The following is an 18,868-nucleotide window of genomic DNA, read 5'->3' as shown; positions in this document are numbered from 1 at the left end:
AGCAACCGAGCGCTGTCAATGGACGAAGAGCGCTGTCAACGAGTGAGAGAGCGCCGTCAGCGTGACCGCGAGCGTGAGGTCACCCGCCGGATGATGGATCTCAGTTTGGTGACCCGCGGCCCGATCTCACGTTCGAAACCGTGGTCGGTGGGCTGGTAATAGTCGACGCCCACCAGATCATCGGGTGGATACTGTTGCGGCACAACACCATCGGGGTCGTCATGGGGATACCGGTAGCCGACCCCGCTGCCCAGCGTCTTCGCGCCGGCGTAGTGACTGTCACGCAGATGAGCGGGTACCGCGCCGGCCTTTCCGGCCTCGACGTCGGCGAGCGCGGCGCCGATCGCGGTCACCACCCCCGCCGACTTCGGGGCGGTCGCGAGATGGATGGTGGCCTGGGTGAGGGCCAGTTTGGCCTCGGGCATGCCGACCAGCGCGACCACCTGTGCGGCGGCCACGGCCGTCTGCAGTGCGGTCGGATCGGCCATGCCGATGTCCTCGCTGGCGTGGATCATCAGCCGGCGTGCGATGAACCGCGGGTCCTCGCCCGCGCTGATCATCCGGGCCAGATAGTGCAGCGCGGCATCGACATCGGACCCGCGGATCGACTTGATGAACGCGGAGGTGACGTCGTAGTGCTGGTCGCCGTCCCGGTCATAGCGCACGGCGGCCTTGTCGATGGCCGCCTCGACGTCGGCGAGATCGACCGGCGGCACGGCGTCATCCCCGTCCGCGCCGTCCCGGTCCGGGTCCGTGTCGGAGAGCACCGTGTCGGCGGCCGCCTCCAACGCCGTCAGTGCGCGACGCGCATCCCCGCCGGCGACGGCGACGAGATGGTCGTAGGCGGCGTCGGTGACCGCGACCCGGCCGCCGAGCCCGCGGTCGTCGGCGACGGCGCGCCGCAGCACCTCGCGGATGTCGTCGTCGGTGAGCGATCGCAGTCGCAGCACCAGCGATCGGGACAAGAGCGGCGACACGACCGAGAAGGAGGGATTCTCGGTGGTGGCCGCCACCAGCAGCACGATGCGGTTCTCCACCGCGTGCAGCAGTGCGTCCTGCTGGGTCTTGGAGAAACGGTGGACTTCGTCGATGAACAGGACGGTCTGCTCGCCGTCGACGAGTCGGCGACGGGCGACCTCGATGACCGCACGCACCTCCTTGACCCCGGCCGACAGCGCCGACAACGCCTCGAAGCGACCGCCGGCGGCCGTCGAGATCAACGACGCCATGGTGGTCTTGCCGGTTCCCGGCGGTCCGTAGAGCAGCACCGATGCCGCACCGGATCCGCTGATCAGGCGCCGCAACGGCGACCCGGTACCGAGCAGATGCGCCTGCCCGACGATCTCGTCGAGGGTGCGCGGCCGCATCCGCACGGCCAGCGGCCCCGTCGTCGGCGATCCGACGACACCGGCCCCGGTGTCACCGCTGGTGGGCATCCCGGGAACCTCCGGTGGGTCGAACAATCCGTCCATCGCGAGGGTCAGGAGAGCCACACCCGGTGCAACGCCACACCCATCGCGGTCGCGAAGTCGGCGATCTCCGGATCGACGGGCGCCGCCGCGGTTGCCAGATCCGACCACCGCGCGACGATCACCCGGGGATCGTTGGTGTGCAGGGCCCAGTCGTGGGCGTAGTGCGAGCCGACCGCCTCGTCGGCGTCGATGTCGACGGTGTCCAGATCGAGGTCGCCGATCCCCAGTCCGTCGATCCTCACACCGTCGACGGCGGTGCCGTCGAGGTCGCGCAGGTCGACACCGTGGGCAGCGAGATCCTCGTCCCCGTGGCCGACGAGCAGGTGCGCGGCACCCCCGATGTCGGCGTCGTCGTCGGGCAGCATCCAGATCGTCGACAACCACACCCAGAGCAGCCGTGCGATCACCAGGGTGCGTTGCAGGTCGCCGTCCCGACGCAGCGCCGGCCAGATGCCGTGGACCTCCGAACGCCACGCATCGACCATGGCGATCTCCAGGTCACCGTGCCGATCGAGGGCCTGCGGGCCCAGTTGCGCGGCGAAGGTGACCAACGCGTAGGCGATGTCGAGGCTGGCGTCCCGGAAGCCACCCCACTCGTAATCCATGAACTGCACGCCCGCCTCGTTGAGCAGGATGTTCTCCGGGCCCACATCCGACGGGCTGAAGGCGCGGTGATCGCCCTCGTCGAAGAGCCGGCAGGCGGTGTCGAGCGCGCGGACGACGCTGCACCCCATCTCGACGCCGAGATCGGCGGCCCGGGCACGGGCCACCCGTGACGCGCGCAGTGCCTCCTCACGCAGCAGGTCACCGCCCTGGGTGCCGGCCGGTCCGCGCCGGACCAGCGCCGCGAAGTCTCCTTCGCCACCGACGGTGGCCGCGTGCATACGGCCGAGCGCCTGACCCCACGCGCTGATCGCCCGGGAGGTCTCGACCACATCGGTCCCGGCGAGCAGATCGGTCATGGCATTGCCTCGTCCGAGGTCGGACAGCACCATCAGTCGTACATCCGGATCCGATGCGATCAGCTGCGGGCCCGGCCGGGACTCGGTGGGCAGCGCGGTGGCGTACTTGTAGGACGCGATCTCGCGGTGGAACGCGTGCGGATCCTCGTGTTGCGGCAGGGCCTTGATGACGAGGGTGCGATCCATCGACAGCGGATTCTGGGCGACTCGTACGCGCACCACGATGGTGCGCCCACTTCCACCGAGATCCTCCGGTTCGGCGAGCACCACCGGCGAACCGGCTCGATGCGACAACAGGGCCTCTGCTGCACGCACCACACTGGTGATGCGGCTTTCTGTGATGACCGTCATGGCGCCTTCCACGCTACCCAAAGACACCGACAGACGTCAGTGCCGCATTCGTTTCGTGATCGTTCAGATGACCCCGCGCAGCGCCGAGATGGCCGGCGGGATGGCCGCTGACCTTAGCCGATCCCCTCATCGGGGGACCGCTGAGGCGACACCTGCGGTGCGGAGCGACCCACCGCGGCGGGATCGTCGGCCGACGAATTACCGGCCGACGATTCCGCGCCGGATTTCTCGGCTGCGGATTTCTCGGCTGCGGATTTCTCGGCTGCGGATTTTGCGGCGGCCAACCCCGCGGCAGGGTCGACGCCCTCCTCGAGGGGACTGACGTCGACGGAGACGTCGATCTCGCTGCGCGTCGCATCGGTGTAGATCACCCCACGCAACGGCGGCACATCGTCGTAGTCACGGCCCCACGCCACCGTCACATGACGCTCGTCGACGAGTTTGTCGTTGGTCGGATCGAACGCCAGCCAGCGGTCACCGGGCAGCCACACCGCGGCCCAGGCATGGCTCGCATCGGCGCCGAAGGTGCGTTCCCGGCCGGGCGGCGGATCGGTGGCCAGGTATCCGGATTCGTAGCGGGCGGCCAGCCCCACCGACCGGAGGCAGGCGATCGCGACCCGCGCGAAGTCCTGGCAGACCCCTTCGCGACGCGACATCACGGTGTCGACCCGCGTGCTGATCGCCGTGGCGCCGGACTTGTAGGTGAAATCGCGGAAGATCCTCGAGGTCAGGTCGACGACCGCATCGATCAGCGGCCGCCCCGGGGTGAACACCTCACTGGCGTAGTCGCGGACCGCGTCGGTGATCTCCGGCGGGTCGAGATCGAGGGTGAACTCGGCGGCCAGGCCCGCACCGGCGGCCACCGGACGGGCCTCCTCCCACGGCGCCCGTACGGCCGGACTGACCAGCAGACCCGAGTCGATCGGGTCGACCTCGACCACCGACGCCCCGGTCACCACCAGCGCCAGGTGATCGGCGTGCACATGGAAGTAGGTGTCGGTGTTGCCGTACGCGTCGAGTCCCGAGGACCGGTCGTCGGGGTCCGGATCGATCGTGACGTCGGTGTCGAGGACCCGCTGATGCGGCAGCTCGCGCGGGGTCAGATAGCACCGGCCATATGAGGAGGACACCTCGGCGTCGTAGGTGTAACAGGTCCGGTGGATCACCCGGTACCGGCGAGTGGTCGGCACGGTCGAGGTCGCCTCGGGTGCGCTCACGTGTCACCACCTCCGACACCCCAGATCGGCTGGGCGGGCAGCGGCGGCGCAAATCGGGTGCGCGTCAACGTATCCGACAGTTCAGAGGATCCTTCTCGCAGGGTGGTCAACAGTTCGACGAGGTCACCGCGATGCCCGTCGTCGCCCAGTGCCCCCAGGTCGGCGGGATCGATGCGCCGCAGTTCGCCCGTCATCTCCTCGACGATGCGTTCGGCCACCGCCGACCGCAGTTCCTCGGGCAGCCCGGTCAGATCGGACCGCAGCCGGTCGAGCTGATAGATCATCGCCCGCGGATTGGTCTCGTCGAACAGCAGCAACTGTACGACCGGCAGCAGCTGGTACAGACCGCGGCTGCGGCGCCGGTAGATGACCGCCGATTCGTTGGCGATCAGGAAAGATTCGAGCAGCGCCTGCTCCACCGACGTCTCGTGCGGGGATGCGAACAGTGTGGCGGTCAGGTCCGCGAGGGTGATGATGCGTTCGATCCGGCGCCCGACGTCCATCAGCAACCACGCGGCGTCGTGCACCATCGACTCCGCCTGCAACCCCGACAACCCGAGCACGCCGTGCAGGATGTCCTCGTGGGTGCGGGCCAGATCGGGTCCGAGATCCAGCGCGGCGTCACCGAAGATCCCGTCGGTGCGCGCACCGGTGGCGGCGTCGATCTCGTGGGCGCGCCCGACCTGCCGCGTCAGGGTCTCCATGGCCCGCTCCATCGGCGTCAGCACCATCCACGTGCTGGTCGACATCTGATCGCGGACGGCGCGTGCGGTCGCGACCAGACGTTCGACGGCGTACGCGACGGTGCCGGGTACCCACCGGTCGATGGTCAGATCGGTGATCCGCACGATGGCCTCGTTGACCTGTGCCGGCGACGGATGCCGGTTGACGTCCTCGACCAGCAGATCCGCGGTGTGCAGGTGCTCGGCGGTGCCGGTCACCGTGGCCACCGCATGCAGCAGCAGCGGCACGGCCGAGGTGCCGTTCATCCACGGCCGGTACTGGAAGTCCTGGTAGCGCTCGCGGGCCACCTTGGCCAGCCGGGTCACCAGTTCGGTCCGCTCGCCGTAACGACCGAACCAGAACATGTCGGCGAGCACGCGTGGGCTCGCGCCCGCCGCGACCTCCTGATAGTCGGAGACCGACACGCGCTCCGGACGGATCGTGATGACCTCTTCGGCCGGTTCCCCGCGGGTTTCGGAGCGGCGCGACACGTGCCCGCCGACCTCCGTGCTGGTCACCCACACGTCCTTGGCCGCGACCGTCTGCAACGCCGCACCGCCGACACCGTCGGCGAGCACCGATCCCAGTCCACCCGGCATCACCGCATAGGTGGGGCCCTGCGCGACGCTGAACGCGCGGACCGACACCGGCGCCGCGCGGAGCACTCCCCCGGCACGTCCGGGGAACACACCCTGGGTCATCGTCGGTGCCACCGAGTAGTGCTCGATGGTGCGCGCCACCCAGTCGATGCCGCGCACGCCGATGCGGTCGGCCAACTCCTCGCGTTCGGCCCTGTCGAGGAGCGGGCCGATCAGCTCGTCACCGGTGCGGGTGTTGGTCAGCACGAGGTGGTCGAGGTCGGCGAGGACCTTCGTGCGCTGCAGGTCGTCGCCGGCCCACAACGTCGGCACCGACGGCAGGGCGAGTTCCTCGTCGAGGAGGACCGGGGCGATGCGGTCGAGCACCGTGTGCAATGCCGGGTTCTCACACACCCCGCTGCCCAGGGTGTTGACGACGGTGACGGTGCCACGCGAGATGGCCTCCACCAGCCCGGCCACACCCAACCGCGAATCGGTGCGCAGGTCGAGCGGGTCGGCGTAGGCGGCGTCGAGGCGCCGCAGCAGCACGTCGACGCGTTTGAACTTGCCCAGCGACCGCATGTACACCGCGCCGTCGCGGACGGTGAGGTCGGCACCCTCGACCAGCGGCACGCCGAGCGTCGAGGCGAGATAGGCCTGGTCGAACGCCGTTTCGGACATGCTGCCCGGACTCAGCACGGCCACCGTCGGATCGTCGACGCCGCGCGGCGCGTAGTCGAACAGGGCCAGGCGCAGGGTTCCGGCGAACGTCGTCATCGGTCGCGGCGCGCACGACTGGAACAGTTGCGGGAAGGTCCGCGACACCAGCCGCCGGTCGACGATCGCGAACCCGATACCCGACGGCGCCTGGGTGCGGTCGGCATAGGTGACGAAGCTGCCGTCCGGCATCCGACACAGGTCGACCGCGTGCAGGAACAGTGCATGCGGACCCGGGACCTGCAGTCGCGCGGCCTTACGGATGTAGCCGGGATGGCCGAACACCATCGCCGGCGGCACCAGGCCCGAGGTGATGAGCTTCTGGTCGCGGTAGAGGTCACGCAGGATCAGGTCGAGCAGCATCGAGCGCTGCGTGATCGCCTTCTCCAGCGAGGCCCACTCGACGCCGTCGACGATGAGCGGCACCGGATCGACCTGCCACGGCCGGGCGAGGGTCGTCGACCCGTCGAAGGCGTTGTAGACGACACCCTCGTCACTCGTCGCCGATGCCAGCCGCGCGGCGGCGGCGGCCAGCCGCGCATCGCCGCGCATGCCGTAACCGGAGACCAGCTCGTCCCACGCCGGACGCACCGCGCCGGTGGCGTCGAGCATCTCGTCGTAGTGGCCCGTTCCGGCGGCGCCGGAATCCGTGTCGGCGGCACCAAGATCCCTGTCGGCGGCAGCGGCGACCGCGCCCTCACCGAGCTGGTCGAGATCGAACAGCGCAAATCCGTCGGAGCGATACCGGTCGAACACCGCGGGTAGCCGACCACCCGCAGAAACAGTCACCGGAGAACTGTACGTGCCCGGCGTAGATCGAGTACCGCCGGGACCCCGGCGTCGACGGCCTGCCGGGCCTGACGCTCCCGCAACAACCCGACGTCGAGATCTCCGCTGGTGTGCCCGGAGGCCTCGAAGCGGCCGTTGCGCCGCGACTCGGCCTCCACCGCGTTGACCGGCGGCCGATCGTAGGCGCGTCCACCCGGGTGGACGACGTGATACGTCGCGCCGCCGACCGAACGCCCGTTGACGGTGTCGACGAGGTCGAACGTCAGCGGGGTGTCGATGGTGATCGTCGGATGCAGGGAGCTCGGCGGCTGCCATGCCCGGAACCGGATGCCGGCGACACGTTCGCCGGTGCGGCCGGTGCCGCGCAGCGGTACCGGATGCCCGTTGCAGGTCAGCACATACCGATCGTCGTCACCGCCGGTGACGCGGACCTGGACGCGTTCGATCGAGGAGTCGACGTAGCGGGCCGTGCCGGTCCCGGTGGATTCCTCACCGAGGGTGTTCCACGGCTCGATCGCGCCGCGCAGCTCGACCTCCTGGTCACGGATCTGCACGGTGCCCAACCGTGGGAACCGGAACTCGGTGAACGGGTCGAGCCACGAGGTGTCGAACGGATACCCCGCCTCGCGCAGTTCCTCGGCCACCAGTGCGATGTCGGAGATGATGTAGTGCGGCAGCAGGTACTTGCCGTGCAGGTCACCGCCGTGGCGGATGAGACGTGCCCGGTAGGGGTGCTCCCAGAACCACGACACCAGCGAACGCACCAGCAACGACTGGACCATCGCCATGCGGTGATGCGGCGGCATCTCGAAGCCGCGCAGTTCCAGCAGGCCGAGGCGGCCGCGTGGCGAGTCGGGGCTGTAGAGCTTGTCGATGCAGAACTCGGCGCGGTGGGTGTTGCCGGTGATGTCGGTGAGCAGATGCCGCAGGGCTCGGTCGGTGACCCATGGGTTCGGCGGCGCGTCCGCGCTCTCACCGGCGGGTGCCTTCTCCGACAGCCGGTCGATCTCGGCGAACGCGATCTCGAGTTCGTACAGCGCCGATTCGCGCCCCTCGTCGGCACGCGGCGCCTGCGACGTGGTTCCCACGAACTTGCCGCTGAACAGGTAGGACAGCGCGGGATGCCGCTGCCAGTAGGTCAGCATCGACACCAGCAGGTCGGGGCGGCGCAGCAGCGGCGAGTCGGCCGGGGTGGGCCCGCCCAGGGTGATGTGGTTACCACCACCGGTGCCGCCGTGACTGCCGTCGAGGTCGAAGGTCTCGGTCCCCAGCCGGGTGTGACGGGCGTGCTCGTACAACGACGCCAACAACTCCGACTGGTCGGCGAAGCTCGTCGTCGGCTGGATGTTGACCTCGATGACACCCGGATCGGGGGTGACGGTCAGGGTGGTCAGACGCGGATCCGCGGGCGGTCCGTATCCCTCGATCACCACCGCGGTCGAGGTGGCCGCGGCGGCCTCCTCGATCATCCCGACGATCGCCAGATACTCCTCGAGGGTGGCCGTCGGCGGCAGGAACACGAACATCGTGTCGCCGCGCTTCTCGGCGACGACCGCCGACCGCGGGACGAAGGCGGCCGGGTGCATGTCGATGACCTGGTAGCCCAACGTCTCCGCGGGATCGTCGGGCAGCGCCTCGTGCGGTGCCGACGGGTCGGCGACGAACATCGTCGGCGCAGGTCCCCACGACAGTGAGTTCAACGGCAGCCGCAGACCCGCCGGCGAGGTGCCCGCGGTCAGCACCAGCCGACCGCGTCGGGTGGTCCAGCGCGCACTGTTCCACGCGGTCTCGTCCTCGGACCGGCTCAGCGGCAACACGTAGGCGGTCGGGTCGACCACGGCGGCGTCGAGGCGTTGCAGCAGGTCTCGACGCGCTTCGGTGGAGTCGGCGGGCGGTTCGATGTCGGTGTCGGGATCGTCGATCTCCACGGCGGCCTCGGCGCGCGCGAAGGCTCGGGCGGTCGGCGTGGTCGGGTCCATACCCGGATCGCCGGGCGGCAGCGCGGCCAGTTCACGCATCCGCACGAGCGGATCCTCGAAGGCCGGCATGACCTGCGACTCGGGCAGGCCCAGCGCACCGGCGAACGACAGCAGCAACTTCTCGGCGGCCGCCGCACCCTCGGCGGTGGGTGCCGGTCCGGCGATCTCGGTGGCGATGGACTCGTCGGCGGCGCTGCGGCTCGACCACGGGTCGGCGAGCAGTTCCGGACGTGTCCAGATCGGCTTGCCGTCTTCTCGCCACATCAGCGCGATCTGCCAGCGCGGGAGCGGTTCACCCGGATACCACTTGCCCTGGCTGCGTTGCACGAGTCCCTGCGGCGCGTAGTCCTTCTGCAGGCGGCCGGCCAGCTCGGAGGCCAGTTGACGTTTGTGTGGACCGTCGGCGGCGGTGGTCCATTCCGGATCGCTCTGATTGTCGATGCTGACGAAGGTCGGTTCGCCGCCCATCGTCAGGCGAACGTCACCCGCCTTCATCTTGGCGTCCACCACGGCGCCGAGGTCGACGACCCGTTCCCACTGGGAGGCCGTGTAGGGCAACGTGACCCGCGGGTCCTCGTGGTAGCGGCTGACGGTGTTGGAGAAGTCGAGGGTGGCGTGGCACGGGCCGGTGGCCCCGGTGATCGGCGCGGCCCCGCCCGGGCTGGGCGTCGCGGCGAGCGGGATGTGTCCCTCACCGGCGAACAGTCCCGACGTCGGGTCCATCCCCACCCAGCCGGCGCCGGGCAGATAGACCTCGGTCCAGGCGTGCAGGTCGGTGAAGTCGGCGTCGGGTCCGGACGGACCGTCGAGCGACTTCACATCGGAGGTCAGCTGCACCAGGTACCCGGAGACGAAGCGGGCGGCCAGGCCCAGCTCCCGCAGCAACGCCACCAGCAGCCACGCCGAGTCACGGCACGACCCGATCGCCGAGGACAGCGTGTACTCCGGACTCTGCACACCCTGCTCCAGACGCACGGTGTAGCCGACGGCCTGCTGGACCGCCTGATTGAGTCCGACGAGGAAATCGATGACGCGGATCTTCTTCGTCGGCAGATGCCGCGCCGCGAACTCGGCCACGTCCGGATGCACCGGGGCCCCGGCGAACTCGCCCTCGTTGACCCCGACGGGCCGCAGGTAGACCTCGAGGTCCTCCTTCAGCTCGGCCGGGTACTCGAAGCCGTAGTGCTCGGCCCAGTCCTCGATGAAGAAGTCGAACGGATTGATCGCCGTGAGGTCGGCAACCAGACTGACCGTGATCGACAGGGATTTGGCGGGCTCCGGGAAGACAAGGCGCGCAAGGTAATTGCTGAACGCATCCTGCTGCCAGTTGAGGAAGTGATCACCCGGCTCGACCTTGAGTGAATACGCCTCGATCGGGGTCCGCGAATGTGGGGCCGGGCGGAGCCGGACCACATGCGGAAAGATCTTGACGGGTCGGTCGAAGGCGTAGCTGGTGCGATGCTCCAGCGCGACCTTGATGGTCATGGGTCGACCACCTCTCTATCGGTCACCGGGTGAACTCGGGCGATGAGTCCTTACGGGGTCAAATCTCATCACAGATGTTGCGGTTGTGCCCGCCGTGCGACGGGCGTCACCGGCGAGGTCGATCAGCTGTCGGCGGAAGCGGGTGCGTCGGCCACCGCGGCATCGGCGGCCGGCGCGTGGCGGACCACCGGCTTGGCATCGATTCCCGACTCCTTGCGCTGCTGCGCGGTGATCGGCGCCGGGGCCTCGGTCAACGGATCCACGCCACCACCGGACTTGGGGAAGGCGATGACCTCACGGATCGACGACTCCCCGGCGAGCAGGGCGGTGATGCGGTCCCAGCCGAAGGCGATGCCCCCGTGCGGCGGGGCACCGAAGGCGAAGGCGTCGAGCAGGAAGCCGAACTTCTCCTGCGCCTCCTCCGGCCCGATGCCCATGATCTCGAAGACCCGTTCCTGCACGTCGCGGCGGTGGATACGGATCGACCCACCACCGATCTCGTTGCCGTTGCAGACGATGTCGTAGGCATAGGCCAGCGCCGCACCGGGATCGGACTCCAGATGCTCGAGCGACTCCGGTGTGGGTGAGGTGAACGCATGGTGCACCGCGGTCCACGCACCCGATCCGACCGCGACGTCACCGGCCGCGGTCGCCTCACCGGTCGGCTCGAACAGCGGGGCGTCGACGACCCACACGAACGCCCAGTCGGCGGTCGCGGGATCGATGACCTCCCCGGGGGCCGGGATCAGGCCCTGACGGGTCGCGATCTCGACCCGCGCGGCGCCGAGCAGCGCCCGCTGGGCCTTGGCCGGTCCGGCCGCGAAGAACACGCAGTCCCCCGGCGCCGCGCCGACATGGGCTGCCAGCCCCGCGCGTTCGGCGTCGGAGAGGTTCTTGGCCACCGGCCCACCGAGCGTGCCGTCCTCGCCGATGAGGACGTAGGCCAGGCCCTTGGCGCCACGCTGCTTGGCCCACTCCTGCCAGGCGTCGAGCGTGCGCCGCGGCTGCGCCGCACCGCCCGGCATGACGACCGCACCCACGTACGGCGCCTGGAAGACCCGGAACGGGGTCTGCGCGAAGTACTCGGTGCACTCCACGAGCTCGATCCCGAATCGCAGGTCGGGCTTGTCGGTGCCGTACCGGCGCATCGCGTCGGCGTAGGTCATCCGCGGGATCGGGGTGGACAGTTCGACGCCGACGAGGCGCCACAACGCCACCAGAACCTCCTCGGCGAGGGTGATCACGTCATCCTGGTCGACGAAACTCATCTCGACGTCGAGCTGGGTGAACTCCGGCTGCCGGTCGGCCCGGAAGTCCTCGTCGCGGTAGCAGCGGGCGATCTGGAAGTAGCGTTCCATGCCGGCGACCATCAGCAGCTGCTTGAACAACTGCGGGCTCTGCGGAAGCGCATAGAAGTTACCCGGCTGCAGTCGCGCGGGCACCAGGAAGTCGCGCGCGCCCTCGGGAGTGGACCGGGTCAGTGTCGGCGTCTCGATCTCGACGAAGTCGCGGGCCAGCAGCACACCGCGGGCGGCGGCGTTGACCTTCGAGCGCAGCCTCAGCGCCGCTCCCGGACGGTCCCGACGCAGGTCGAGGTAGCGGTAGCGCAGCCGCGCCTCCTCCCCGGGCGACTCATCGAGCTGGAACGGCAACGGCGCCGACTCGTTGAGCACGTGCAGCTGCGCCGCGTTGATCTCGATCTCCCCGGACGGCAGATTCGGGTTCTCACTGCCCTCGGGGCGGACCTCGACGACACCGGTCACCGCGATGCAGTACTCGGCGCGCAACCGATGCGCGGCCGCGGCGACCTGCTCGTCGCGGAACACGACCTGCACCAGTCCGCTGCTGTCACGCAGATCGATGAACACCACGCCACCGTGGTCGCGCCGGCGGGCCACCCATCCGGCGACGGTGACGGTCTGCGTGGCGTCTGCGCGGCGCAGAGATCCGGCCTGATGCGTGCGAAGCACTGGAGTCCTTCCTGGGGTGGAAAAGCTGGGGTGGAAAAGTCGGTGGGACGAATGCCCGGGTCAATCGTACGTAGCCGCCCGCGGCGTCGGCCCACCCGGTTGGTACCGCGGCCCGACCGGGTGGCGGCAGGCCACGCCAGAGTGGACCGAACACCCCGGGATGTCCGTGTTTCGTCGGTACGCTTCCCCCATGACCTTTCAGGGCAGTGGTCCCCTCGACACCGGGAACGTCTCCGGCGGCGGGGGCGGCGGAGGTGGCGGCGGACGCATCGCGCTCGGAGGCGGTGCCGGCCTGATCATCACGATCGTCGCGCTGCTCTTCGGGGTGAATCCGGGTGACATCCTGGGCGGCGGAGGCACCGGCACGTCGACGAATTCCGCCGCGTCGTCGGAGATCCAGCAGCACATCGACTCGTGCACCGTGGAGATGGCCAATCAGGGTGACGAGATCTGTCGCATCGTGGCCACCACGAACAGCCTCGACACGGTCTGGCCGACCCTGATGAGCAGCTACACACCGCCCAAGACCGTCATCTTCAACGATTCGGTGAACACCGCGTGCGGCGCCGCCACGTCGGCGACCGGGCCGTTCTACTGCCCCGCCGATCAGACCGCGTATTTCGATCCGTCGTTCTTCCGGACGCTGGAACAGATGGGCGGCAGTGACGGTGCCCTCGCCCAGGAATACGTCGTCGCCCACGAGTACGGGCATCACGTGCAGAACCTGACCGGTGCCCTGCAGAAGGGCCAGCAACTCGGGTCGCAGGGACCGCGATCGGGTTCGGTACGTGTCGAACTGCAGGCCGACTGCCTGGCCGGGGTGTGGGCCAATCACGCCGACGACGACAACCTGCCCTTCGCACTCAATGACCTGACCCAGGATCAGATCGCCGGGGTCATCCAGACCGCCAAGGCGATCGGCGACGACACGATCCAGGGTTCGAACTCCAACCCGGAGGGCTGGACCCACGGGTCGGCGCAGCAACGCGCCCGGTGGTTCACCGTCGGCTATCAGAGCGGTGACCCCAAGCGGTGCGACACGTTCGCGACCAACGACCTGTGACGGCCACGACGCCGGGACCGACGCCGGGATCACCGGGGGCGCGACCCGCGACGCCGGTCGATGCGCTCGCCGAGGCCCACCTGACGGCCATGGCGGCCGCCGACCCGATCCTGGCCACCGAATTCGGTCTGCCGGGCCACGATCACGCGCTGACCGATTTCTCGCCGGACGCCGTCACGGCGCGCGCCGATCAGGTACGCGCGACCTTGGCTGCGCTGTCCGCCACATCCCCCACCGACGACGTCGACCGCGTCACGATCGCCACGATGACCGCATCCCTGCGCCGCGAACTGGCGCTGGCCGATGCGGGCGAGTCGACCGGCGTGTGCAACGTGATCACCTCCCCGCTGCAGGCCATCCGCGACGTCTTCGACCTGATGCCCACCGCCACAGAAGCGGCTCGGGCCGATGTCGTGGCACGGCTCGCGGCCATCCCGGACAGCCTGGCGGGCGCGATCGCCGGCCTGGATCACCGCCTGGCCACGGGCCCACCGTTCGCCCGTCGCCAGGTGCTGCTCGCCGCCGAGCAGGCCGACACGGCACCCGCCGCGATCACGGCCACGACGGGCGCGATCGACGCCGATCCGGCACTGGCCACCGACCTGCAGCGCGCCACGCAGCGGGCCGGGGCCGCCTTCGCGGCGTACGCCGATCACCTGCGAACCCGGATCGCGCCCGGCGCCTCCGACGCCGATGCGGTCGGCCGGGATCGCTATCTCCTGCACCTGCCGCATTACCTCGGCGCCGACGTCGATCCGGACGAGGCGTACGCGTGGGGCCTGACGCAGTTGGCACAGATCACCGCCGAACAACGCGAGATCGCCGCGGCCCTGGGCCACGGCGGTGACGTGGCGGCGGCACTGGCGCATCTGGACGCCGATCCGCGGTATCAGATCCACGACAAGACGGCCTTCGTCGACTGGATGCAGCAGACCTCCGACGACGCAGTGGCCGGCCTGGCCGGGACCCACTTCGACATTCCGACCCGACTGACGCGACTGGAGTGCCGATTGGCCCCGTCGTCGACGGGCATCATCTACTACACCCAGCCCAGCGCGGATCTGACCCGGCCCGGACGCATGTGGTGGGCGGTGCCGCCGGCCCAGACGGTGTTCCACACCTGGCAGGAGAAGACCACCGTCTACCACGAGGGGGTGCCCGGCCATCACCTGCAGCTCGGGTCGGCCATCGTCGACGACGACCTGAACGCCTGGCGCAAGCTGGCGTCGTTCACGTCCGGACACGGGGAGGGCTGGGCCCTCTACGCCGAACGCCTGATGGCCGAGCTCGGGTGGCTCGACGATCTCGGTGACCGGATGGGAATGCTGGATTCGCAACGACTTCGGGCCGCACGCATCGTCGTCGACATCGGTGTGCACTGTGGCCTGCGGGCACCAGAGCACCTCGGCGGTGGCGTCTGGGATGCCGACAAGGCGTGGACCTTCCTCACCTCGTCGGTGGCGATGGATCGCGCGGTGCTGCGATTCGAACTGGACCGCTACCTCGGCTGGCCCGGTCAGGCACCGTCCTACGCTCTCGGACAACGGGTCTGGCAGCAGACCCGCCAGGCCGCCCTGGCCGCGCACCCGGAGTGGACGCTCAAGGATTTCCACACCCGGGCGTTGGCGTTGGGTGGGGTGAGCCTCGACGTGCTGGTCGGCGAGATGACCGACGCGGCGTAGCGCGACGCCGAGTCGTCGGCGATGATCGGGCGCATGGGATTGCTGCGCCGCTCGCCGATCTTCTCCGACCGGGGCCCGAAGCTCACTCCGGTCGAACGGGACACCGCCCGGCGCCGGGCCCAGCGTGCGGCGTGGGCGGCCCGCACCAGCGTGACCATGACCGCGCGGCGTGCCTACCGCGATTACCGCGCCACGGCCGGTGACCGGTTCATGGCGTGGCCGCTGTGGGAGCGGCACTACCGCGAGGCCTATCGGGGTGGCGCGGCGCACTCGTCCGGGGAGCAATTCTCCAGTTGGGACGATTGAGACGAACCCCGGTGGCGCCCCGGCACTCCCGAGTACCGTGAGCCCATGACGGCCGATTCCGCCCCCACCGAATCCATTCCGGCCACCGACGCCGATTATCCGGATGCGTCGGTGCGTTACGGGCCCGCCCGGTCCCAGCTCGCCGACATCTTCGAGCCCGCCGAACCGACCGATTCGCTGGTGATCCTGCTGCACGGCGGATTCTGGCGGGAATCCGACCGCACCCGCACCTGGCCGGTGGGACGCGAACTCTCCGGCGCCGGACATCTCACCGCGGCCGTCGAATACCGCCGTGGGCCGGGGAGCTGGGCCGACGCCTTCGACGACGTGATCGGCGCGATCGACGAGATCGGGCTCAGCGGAAGGGAATTCACCATAGGAAACGACGCGCCGCGGGTGACGACCCTGGTCGGCCATTCGGCCGGCGGCCAGCTCGCGCTCTGGGTGGCCGGTCGCGCTTCGCTGCCCGAGGGAAACCGTTGGCGCACAGAGCATCCGACCATCACCGGAGTGGTCGCGCTCGCGCCGATCGCCGATCTGGCCCGTGCCGCCGAACTCCGTCTCGGCGACGACGCGGTCGCCGAATTCCTCGGCGGCACTCCCGAAGAGATCCCCGAGGTGTATGCCGTCGCCGACCCGGTCCGCCTCGCACCGGCTGTGGACGTCCACATCCTGCACGGCGCCGACGATGTCGATGTCCCGGTCGAACTGTCCGAACGGTATGTGGCACAAGCGAAGCCATCTGGGGACTCGAACGTGTCACTCGAGGTGGTCGACGGCATCGGCCACGAGTCGTGGGCCGATCCGGCCGGGCCGGGGTGGCGGCACCTGGTCGGCGCACTCGATCGGGTGACCGCGCGACGGTGACCTGAGTCAGGTGATCTCGACCAGGCAGGCGGTCGGGTAATGCGGATCGGAGGAGTCATCCGTGGTGTAGACGTGGGTATATTCCGGCGGACAAGCGATTTCACCACCGACAACACGGTCGCTGATGATCCGAAAGGCGCCGGGATGGCAACTCGTCGGGAAGAGCCCCACTCCCGAGGTGAAGCGATAGCAAAGGCCGACAGGCGCACCCAGTAGCGAGGATGAACTCGTAGGCGGGGTCGTGGGAGACGGAATCGTGGGAGACGGTGTCGTGTAAGTGGGCGAGGTGTAGGTCGGCGTTGCGTAGGTGGACGACTCCGTGGTTTCCGACGACGCCTCGGCCTGGGGCGTGCCACCGACTCCGATGACCGGCAGCCCGCAACCGGACAACGCACCGGCGAGGGCGCCGACTGCAAGGATTGCGGTGCCGCCGACTATCGCGCTTCGTCGATGACCTCGTGTGCCGTGACCTGTCATGGCAACCTCCGGGAGTCGCTGCAATCCGATCGCTACAGCATGCCCGCCATATGTGATTCACATCACACACTGCGCCGGGATTACTCCGTTCGACAGACGCCCCCGGAATCAGCGACCCAGCAACCCACTCACCTCGTCGACGACGCGCGCCAGCTCCACCTGATGCTGGTCACCGGTGCCGAGGTTCTTGATCTCCAGCTTCCCCTCGGCCAGTTCGCGATCCCCCAGCACAAGCGCGAGACGCGCGCCGGAACGGTCGGCGGCCTTCATCGCGCCCTTGAGTCCGCGATCGCCGTAGGCGAGGTCGACGCTGATCCCGGCGGCCCGCAGTTGTCCTGCGACGGAGACCAATTCGGCCTTCGCCTCCGCACCCATGGGCACCCCGAACACCTCGACCCGCGCGGCGTCGGCGTCGGCGACGCCCTCGGCCTCCAGCGCGAGCATCGTCCGGTCGACGCCGAGACCGAATCCGATCCCGGACAGGTCCTGCTTGCCGCCGATCTGGCGCATCAGTCCGTCGTAGCGTCCACCGCCGCCGATGCCCGACTGCGCCCCGAGTCCGTCGTGGACGAACTCGAAGGTCGTCTTCGTGTAGTAGTCGAGACCGCGGACGAGACGCGGGTTGATCTCGTAGGGCACCCCGAGCCGTTTCAGGTGCGCGAGCACGGTGTCGAAGTGGGCGCGCGCGTCGTCGCTCAGATAATCGAGCAGCAGCGGCGCATCGGCGGTGGCCGCCTTGATCTCGGGTCGCTTGTCGTCGAGCACCCGCAACGGATTGATCTGCGCGCGGGCGCGGGTCGGCTCGTCGAGATCGAGCCCGAAGAGGAACTGCTGCAACGCCTCCCGATACCGCGGACGACTCTCGTCATCGCCGAGTGAGGTGATCTCCAGGCGGAAGCCGGACAGCCCGAGCCGCCGGTACCCCTCGTCGGCGATCGCGATCACCTCGGCGTCCAGGGCCGGGTCGTCGACGCCGATGGCCTCCACGCCGACCTGCTGCAACTGCCGATAACGACCGGTCTGCGGCTTCTCGTACCGGAAGAACGGTCCGGCGTAGCAGAGTTTGACGGGCAGTTGTCCGCGGTCGAGGCCGTGCTGGATCACCGCACGCATCACCCCCGCGGTGCCCTCGGGCCGCAGTGTCACCGACCGCTCACCGCGGTCGGCGAAGGTGTACATCTCCTTGCTCACGACGTCGGTGGACTCGCCGACGCCGCGCGCGAACAAGGCGGTCTCCTCGAAGACCGGCAACTCGATGTGGCCGTAACCGGCGCGGCGCGCGGCCTCGGTGAGGGTGTCGCGGACACGACGGAAGTCGGCCGAACGCGGCGGGTAGTAGTCGGGAACTCCGCGGGGCGCGGAGAAGTCGGCGCTCACAGTCGTCGAGATCCCTTCGTCGAGGTGTCGTCCGCGGCCCGCGCGGACGGGTCGGCTGCCACGTCGACGAGGAACGGGTTGGTGCGCCGCTCCTGGCCGACCGAGGTCTGCGGGCCGTGGCCGGGCAGCACCTGTGTGTCGTCGGAACGGGTCAGCAGCCGCGCACCGATCGACTCGAGCAGCTGTTGATGACTGCCGCCGGGCAGGTCGGTCCGGCCGATGGACCCGGCAAACAGTACGTCACCGGAGAAACACACGGGCACCGTGGCCCCGGCGTCGGCCCCGTCGCCGGACTGCTCATCGGGAATCGGCACGTCCATGGTCAGCAACACCGATCCCGCGGTGTGTCCCGGCGCGTGGTCGACGGCCAGGCGCAGGCCGGCCACCTCGACGTCCTCACCGTCGACGAAATCGACGACCTTCTCCGGTTCACGGAAGGTCAGCGAACCGATCATCGGACCGAGTGCGGGCCCGAGGCCCCGCGCCGGGTCGGCGAGCATGGGTCGATCATCCGGATGAATGTAGGCGGGGATGGAGAACTCGTCGCACAACTCGGTCGCGTTCCAGGTGTGGTCGAGGTGCCCATGGGTCAACAGCACCGCCACCGGAGTCAGCTGGTGTTCGGCCAGGATTTCCCGCACCCGGGGGGCCGCATCCTGGCCCGGGTCGATGATGATGGCCTCGGATCCCGGACCGGCGGCCACGATGTAGCAGTTGGTCTGGAACATCCCTGCAGGGAAGCCGGTGATGAGCATGCTCTCCATTGTGGCCCATCGGATCCAGGCGGTTTGCGTGGCCTGTCGGAACCGGCGATCTCCTCACGACCGTCACGTGCGGGGAGTGTCAAAGACCC

At 69.3% G+C, this 18,868-nt stretch carries 12 protein-coding genes; 4 read left to right on the top strand and 8 right to left on the bottom strand.

Annotated features, from left to right (window positions below; translation table 11 throughout):
* Positions 1–56: 56 nt before the first annotated feature.
* The 6 genes from ABLE92_RS05560 to aspS all read right to left on the bottom strand — a co-directional run bounded on the left by ABLE92_RS05560 (position 57) and on the right by aspS (position 12,243).
* Entirely contained in the window at positions 57–1,472 is a 1,416-nt protein-coding gene (locus ABLE92_RS05560) for a replication-associated recombination protein A (protein WP_348803929.1), read from the bottom strand.
* Positions 1,473–1,480: 8 nt separating this feature from the next.
* Positions 1,481–2,785, bottom strand: a complete 1,305-nt coding sequence (locus ABLE92_RS05555) for a hypothetical protein (RefSeq protein WP_348803669.1) — start codon at positions 2,783–2,785, stop codon at positions 1,481–1,483.
* Between the two features lie 113 nt (positions 2,786–2,898).
* Complete coding sequence (locus tag ABLE92_RS05550; RefSeq protein ID WP_348803667.1) at positions 2,899–4,002, bottom strand: transglutaminase family protein; 1,104 nt, start codon at positions 4,000–4,002, stop codon at positions 2,899–2,901.
* Positions 3,999–6,809, bottom strand: a complete 2,811-nt coding sequence (locus tag ABLE92_RS05545; RefSeq protein WP_348803666.1) for a circularly permuted type 2 ATP-grasp protein — start codon at positions 6,807–6,809, stop codon at positions 3,999–4,001. The genes ABLE92_RS05550 and ABLE92_RS05545 overlap by 4 nt, the downstream gene beginning before the upstream one ends.
* Positions 6,806–10,273, bottom strand: a complete 3,468-nt coding sequence (locus tag ABLE92_RS05540; RefSeq protein WP_348803665.1) for a transglutaminase family protein — start codon at positions 10,271–10,273, stop codon at positions 6,806–6,808. Before ABLE92_RS05540 ends, ABLE92_RS05545 begins: the two co-directional genes overlap by 4 nt.
* Positions 10,274–10,395: 122 nt before the next feature.
* Complete coding sequence (aspS, locus tag ABLE92_RS05535) at positions 10,396–12,243, bottom strand: aspartate--tRNA ligase (protein ID WP_348803664.1); 1,848 nt, start codon at positions 12,241–12,243, stop codon at positions 10,396–10,398.
* Positions 12,244–12,433: 190 nt separating this feature from the next.
* On the opposite strand from aspS, the gene ypfJ reads away from it, so the two are divergent.
* From ypfJ to ABLE92_RS05515, 4 genes are all read left to right on the top strand, one after another.
* Entirely contained in the window at positions 12,434–13,306 is an 873-nt protein-coding gene (gene ypfJ, locus ABLE92_RS05530) for a KPN_02809 family neutral zinc metallopeptidase (protein WP_348803663.1), read from the top strand.
* An 89-nt stretch (positions 13,307–13,395) separates the two neighbouring features.
* Entirely contained in the window at positions 13,396–14,988 is a 1,593-nt protein-coding gene (locus tag ABLE92_RS05525; RefSeq protein ID WP_348803928.1) for a DUF885 domain-containing protein, read from the top strand.
* A gap of 33 nt (positions 14,989–15,021) precedes the next feature.
* Positions 15,022–15,294, top strand: coding sequence for a hypothetical protein (locus ABLE92_RS05520; protein WP_348803662.1), 273 nt, complete (start codon positions 15,022–15,024; stop codon positions 15,292–15,294).
* 45 nt (positions 15,295–15,339) lie between these two features.
* Entirely contained in the window at positions 15,340–16,161 is an 822-nt protein-coding gene (locus ABLE92_RS05515; RefSeq protein WP_348803661.1) for an alpha/beta hydrolase family protein, read from the top strand.
* A gap of 585 nt (positions 16,162–16,746) precedes the next feature.
* Here ABLE92_RS05515 and hisS read toward each other — a convergent pair.
* Both hisS and ABLE92_RS05505 read right to left on the bottom strand, forming a co-directional pair.
* The gene (gene hisS / locus ABLE92_RS05510; RefSeq protein ID WP_348803659.1) at positions 16,747–18,015 is read right to left on the bottom strand and encodes a histidine--tRNA ligase; all 1,269 of its coding nucleotides are present in this window, start codon (positions 18,013–18,015) and stop codon (positions 16,747–16,749) included.
* Entirely contained in the window at positions 18,012–18,770 is a 759-nt protein-coding gene (locus tag ABLE92_RS05505) for an MBL fold metallo-hydrolase (protein ID WP_348803657.1), read from the bottom strand. Before ABLE92_RS05505 ends, hisS begins: the two co-directional genes overlap by 4 nt.
* Positions 18,771–18,868: the final 98 nt, after the last annotated feature.

The organism is Gordonia oleivorans, from assembly GCF_040044975.1.
In the GTDB taxonomy this organism is placed as follows: Bacteria; Actinomycetota; Actinomycetes; order Mycobacteriales; family Mycobacteriaceae; genus Gordonia; species Gordonia oleivorans.
The sequence above is the reverse complement of the archived record's forward strand: the minus strand, read 5'-3'. Positions and strand labels throughout refer to the sequence as shown.

What these genes read in the sequence shown, in the direction of transcription:
- ABLE92_RS05555 (WP_348803669.1), bottom strand. Translation starts at nt 2,785, where the DNA reads ATGACGGTCATCACAGAAAGCCGCATCACCAGTGTGGTGCGTGCAGCA.
- ABLE92_RS05515 (WP_348803661.1), top strand. Translation starts at nt 15,340, where the DNA reads ATGACGGCCGATTCCGCCCCCACCGAATCCATTCCGGCCACCGACGCC.
- ABLE92_RS05560 (WP_348803929.1), bottom strand. Translation starts at nt 1,472, where the DNA reads ATGGACGGATTGTTCGACCCACCGGAGGTTCCCGGGATGCCCACCAGC.
- ABLE92_RS05540 (WP_348803665.1), bottom strand. Translation starts at nt 10,273, where the DNA reads ATGACCATCAAGGTCGCGCTGGAGCATCGCACCAGCTACGCCTTCGAC.
- ypfJ (WP_348803663.1), top strand. Translation starts at nt 12,434, where the DNA reads ATGACCTTTCAGGGCAGTGGTCCCCTCGACACCGGGAACGTCTCCGGC.
- ABLE92_RS05525 (WP_348803928.1), top strand. Translation starts at nt 13,396, where the DNA reads ATGGCGGCCGCCGACCCGATCCTGGCCACCGAATTCGGTCTGCCGGGC.
- ABLE92_RS05505 (WP_348803657.1), bottom strand. Translation starts at nt 18,770, where the DNA reads ATGCTCATCACCGGCTTCCCTGCAGGGATGTTCCAGACCAACTGCTAC.
- ABLE92_RS05520 (WP_348803662.1), top strand. Translation starts at nt 15,022, where the DNA reads ATGGGATTGCTGCGCCGCTCGCCGATCTTCTCCGACCGGGGCCCGAAG.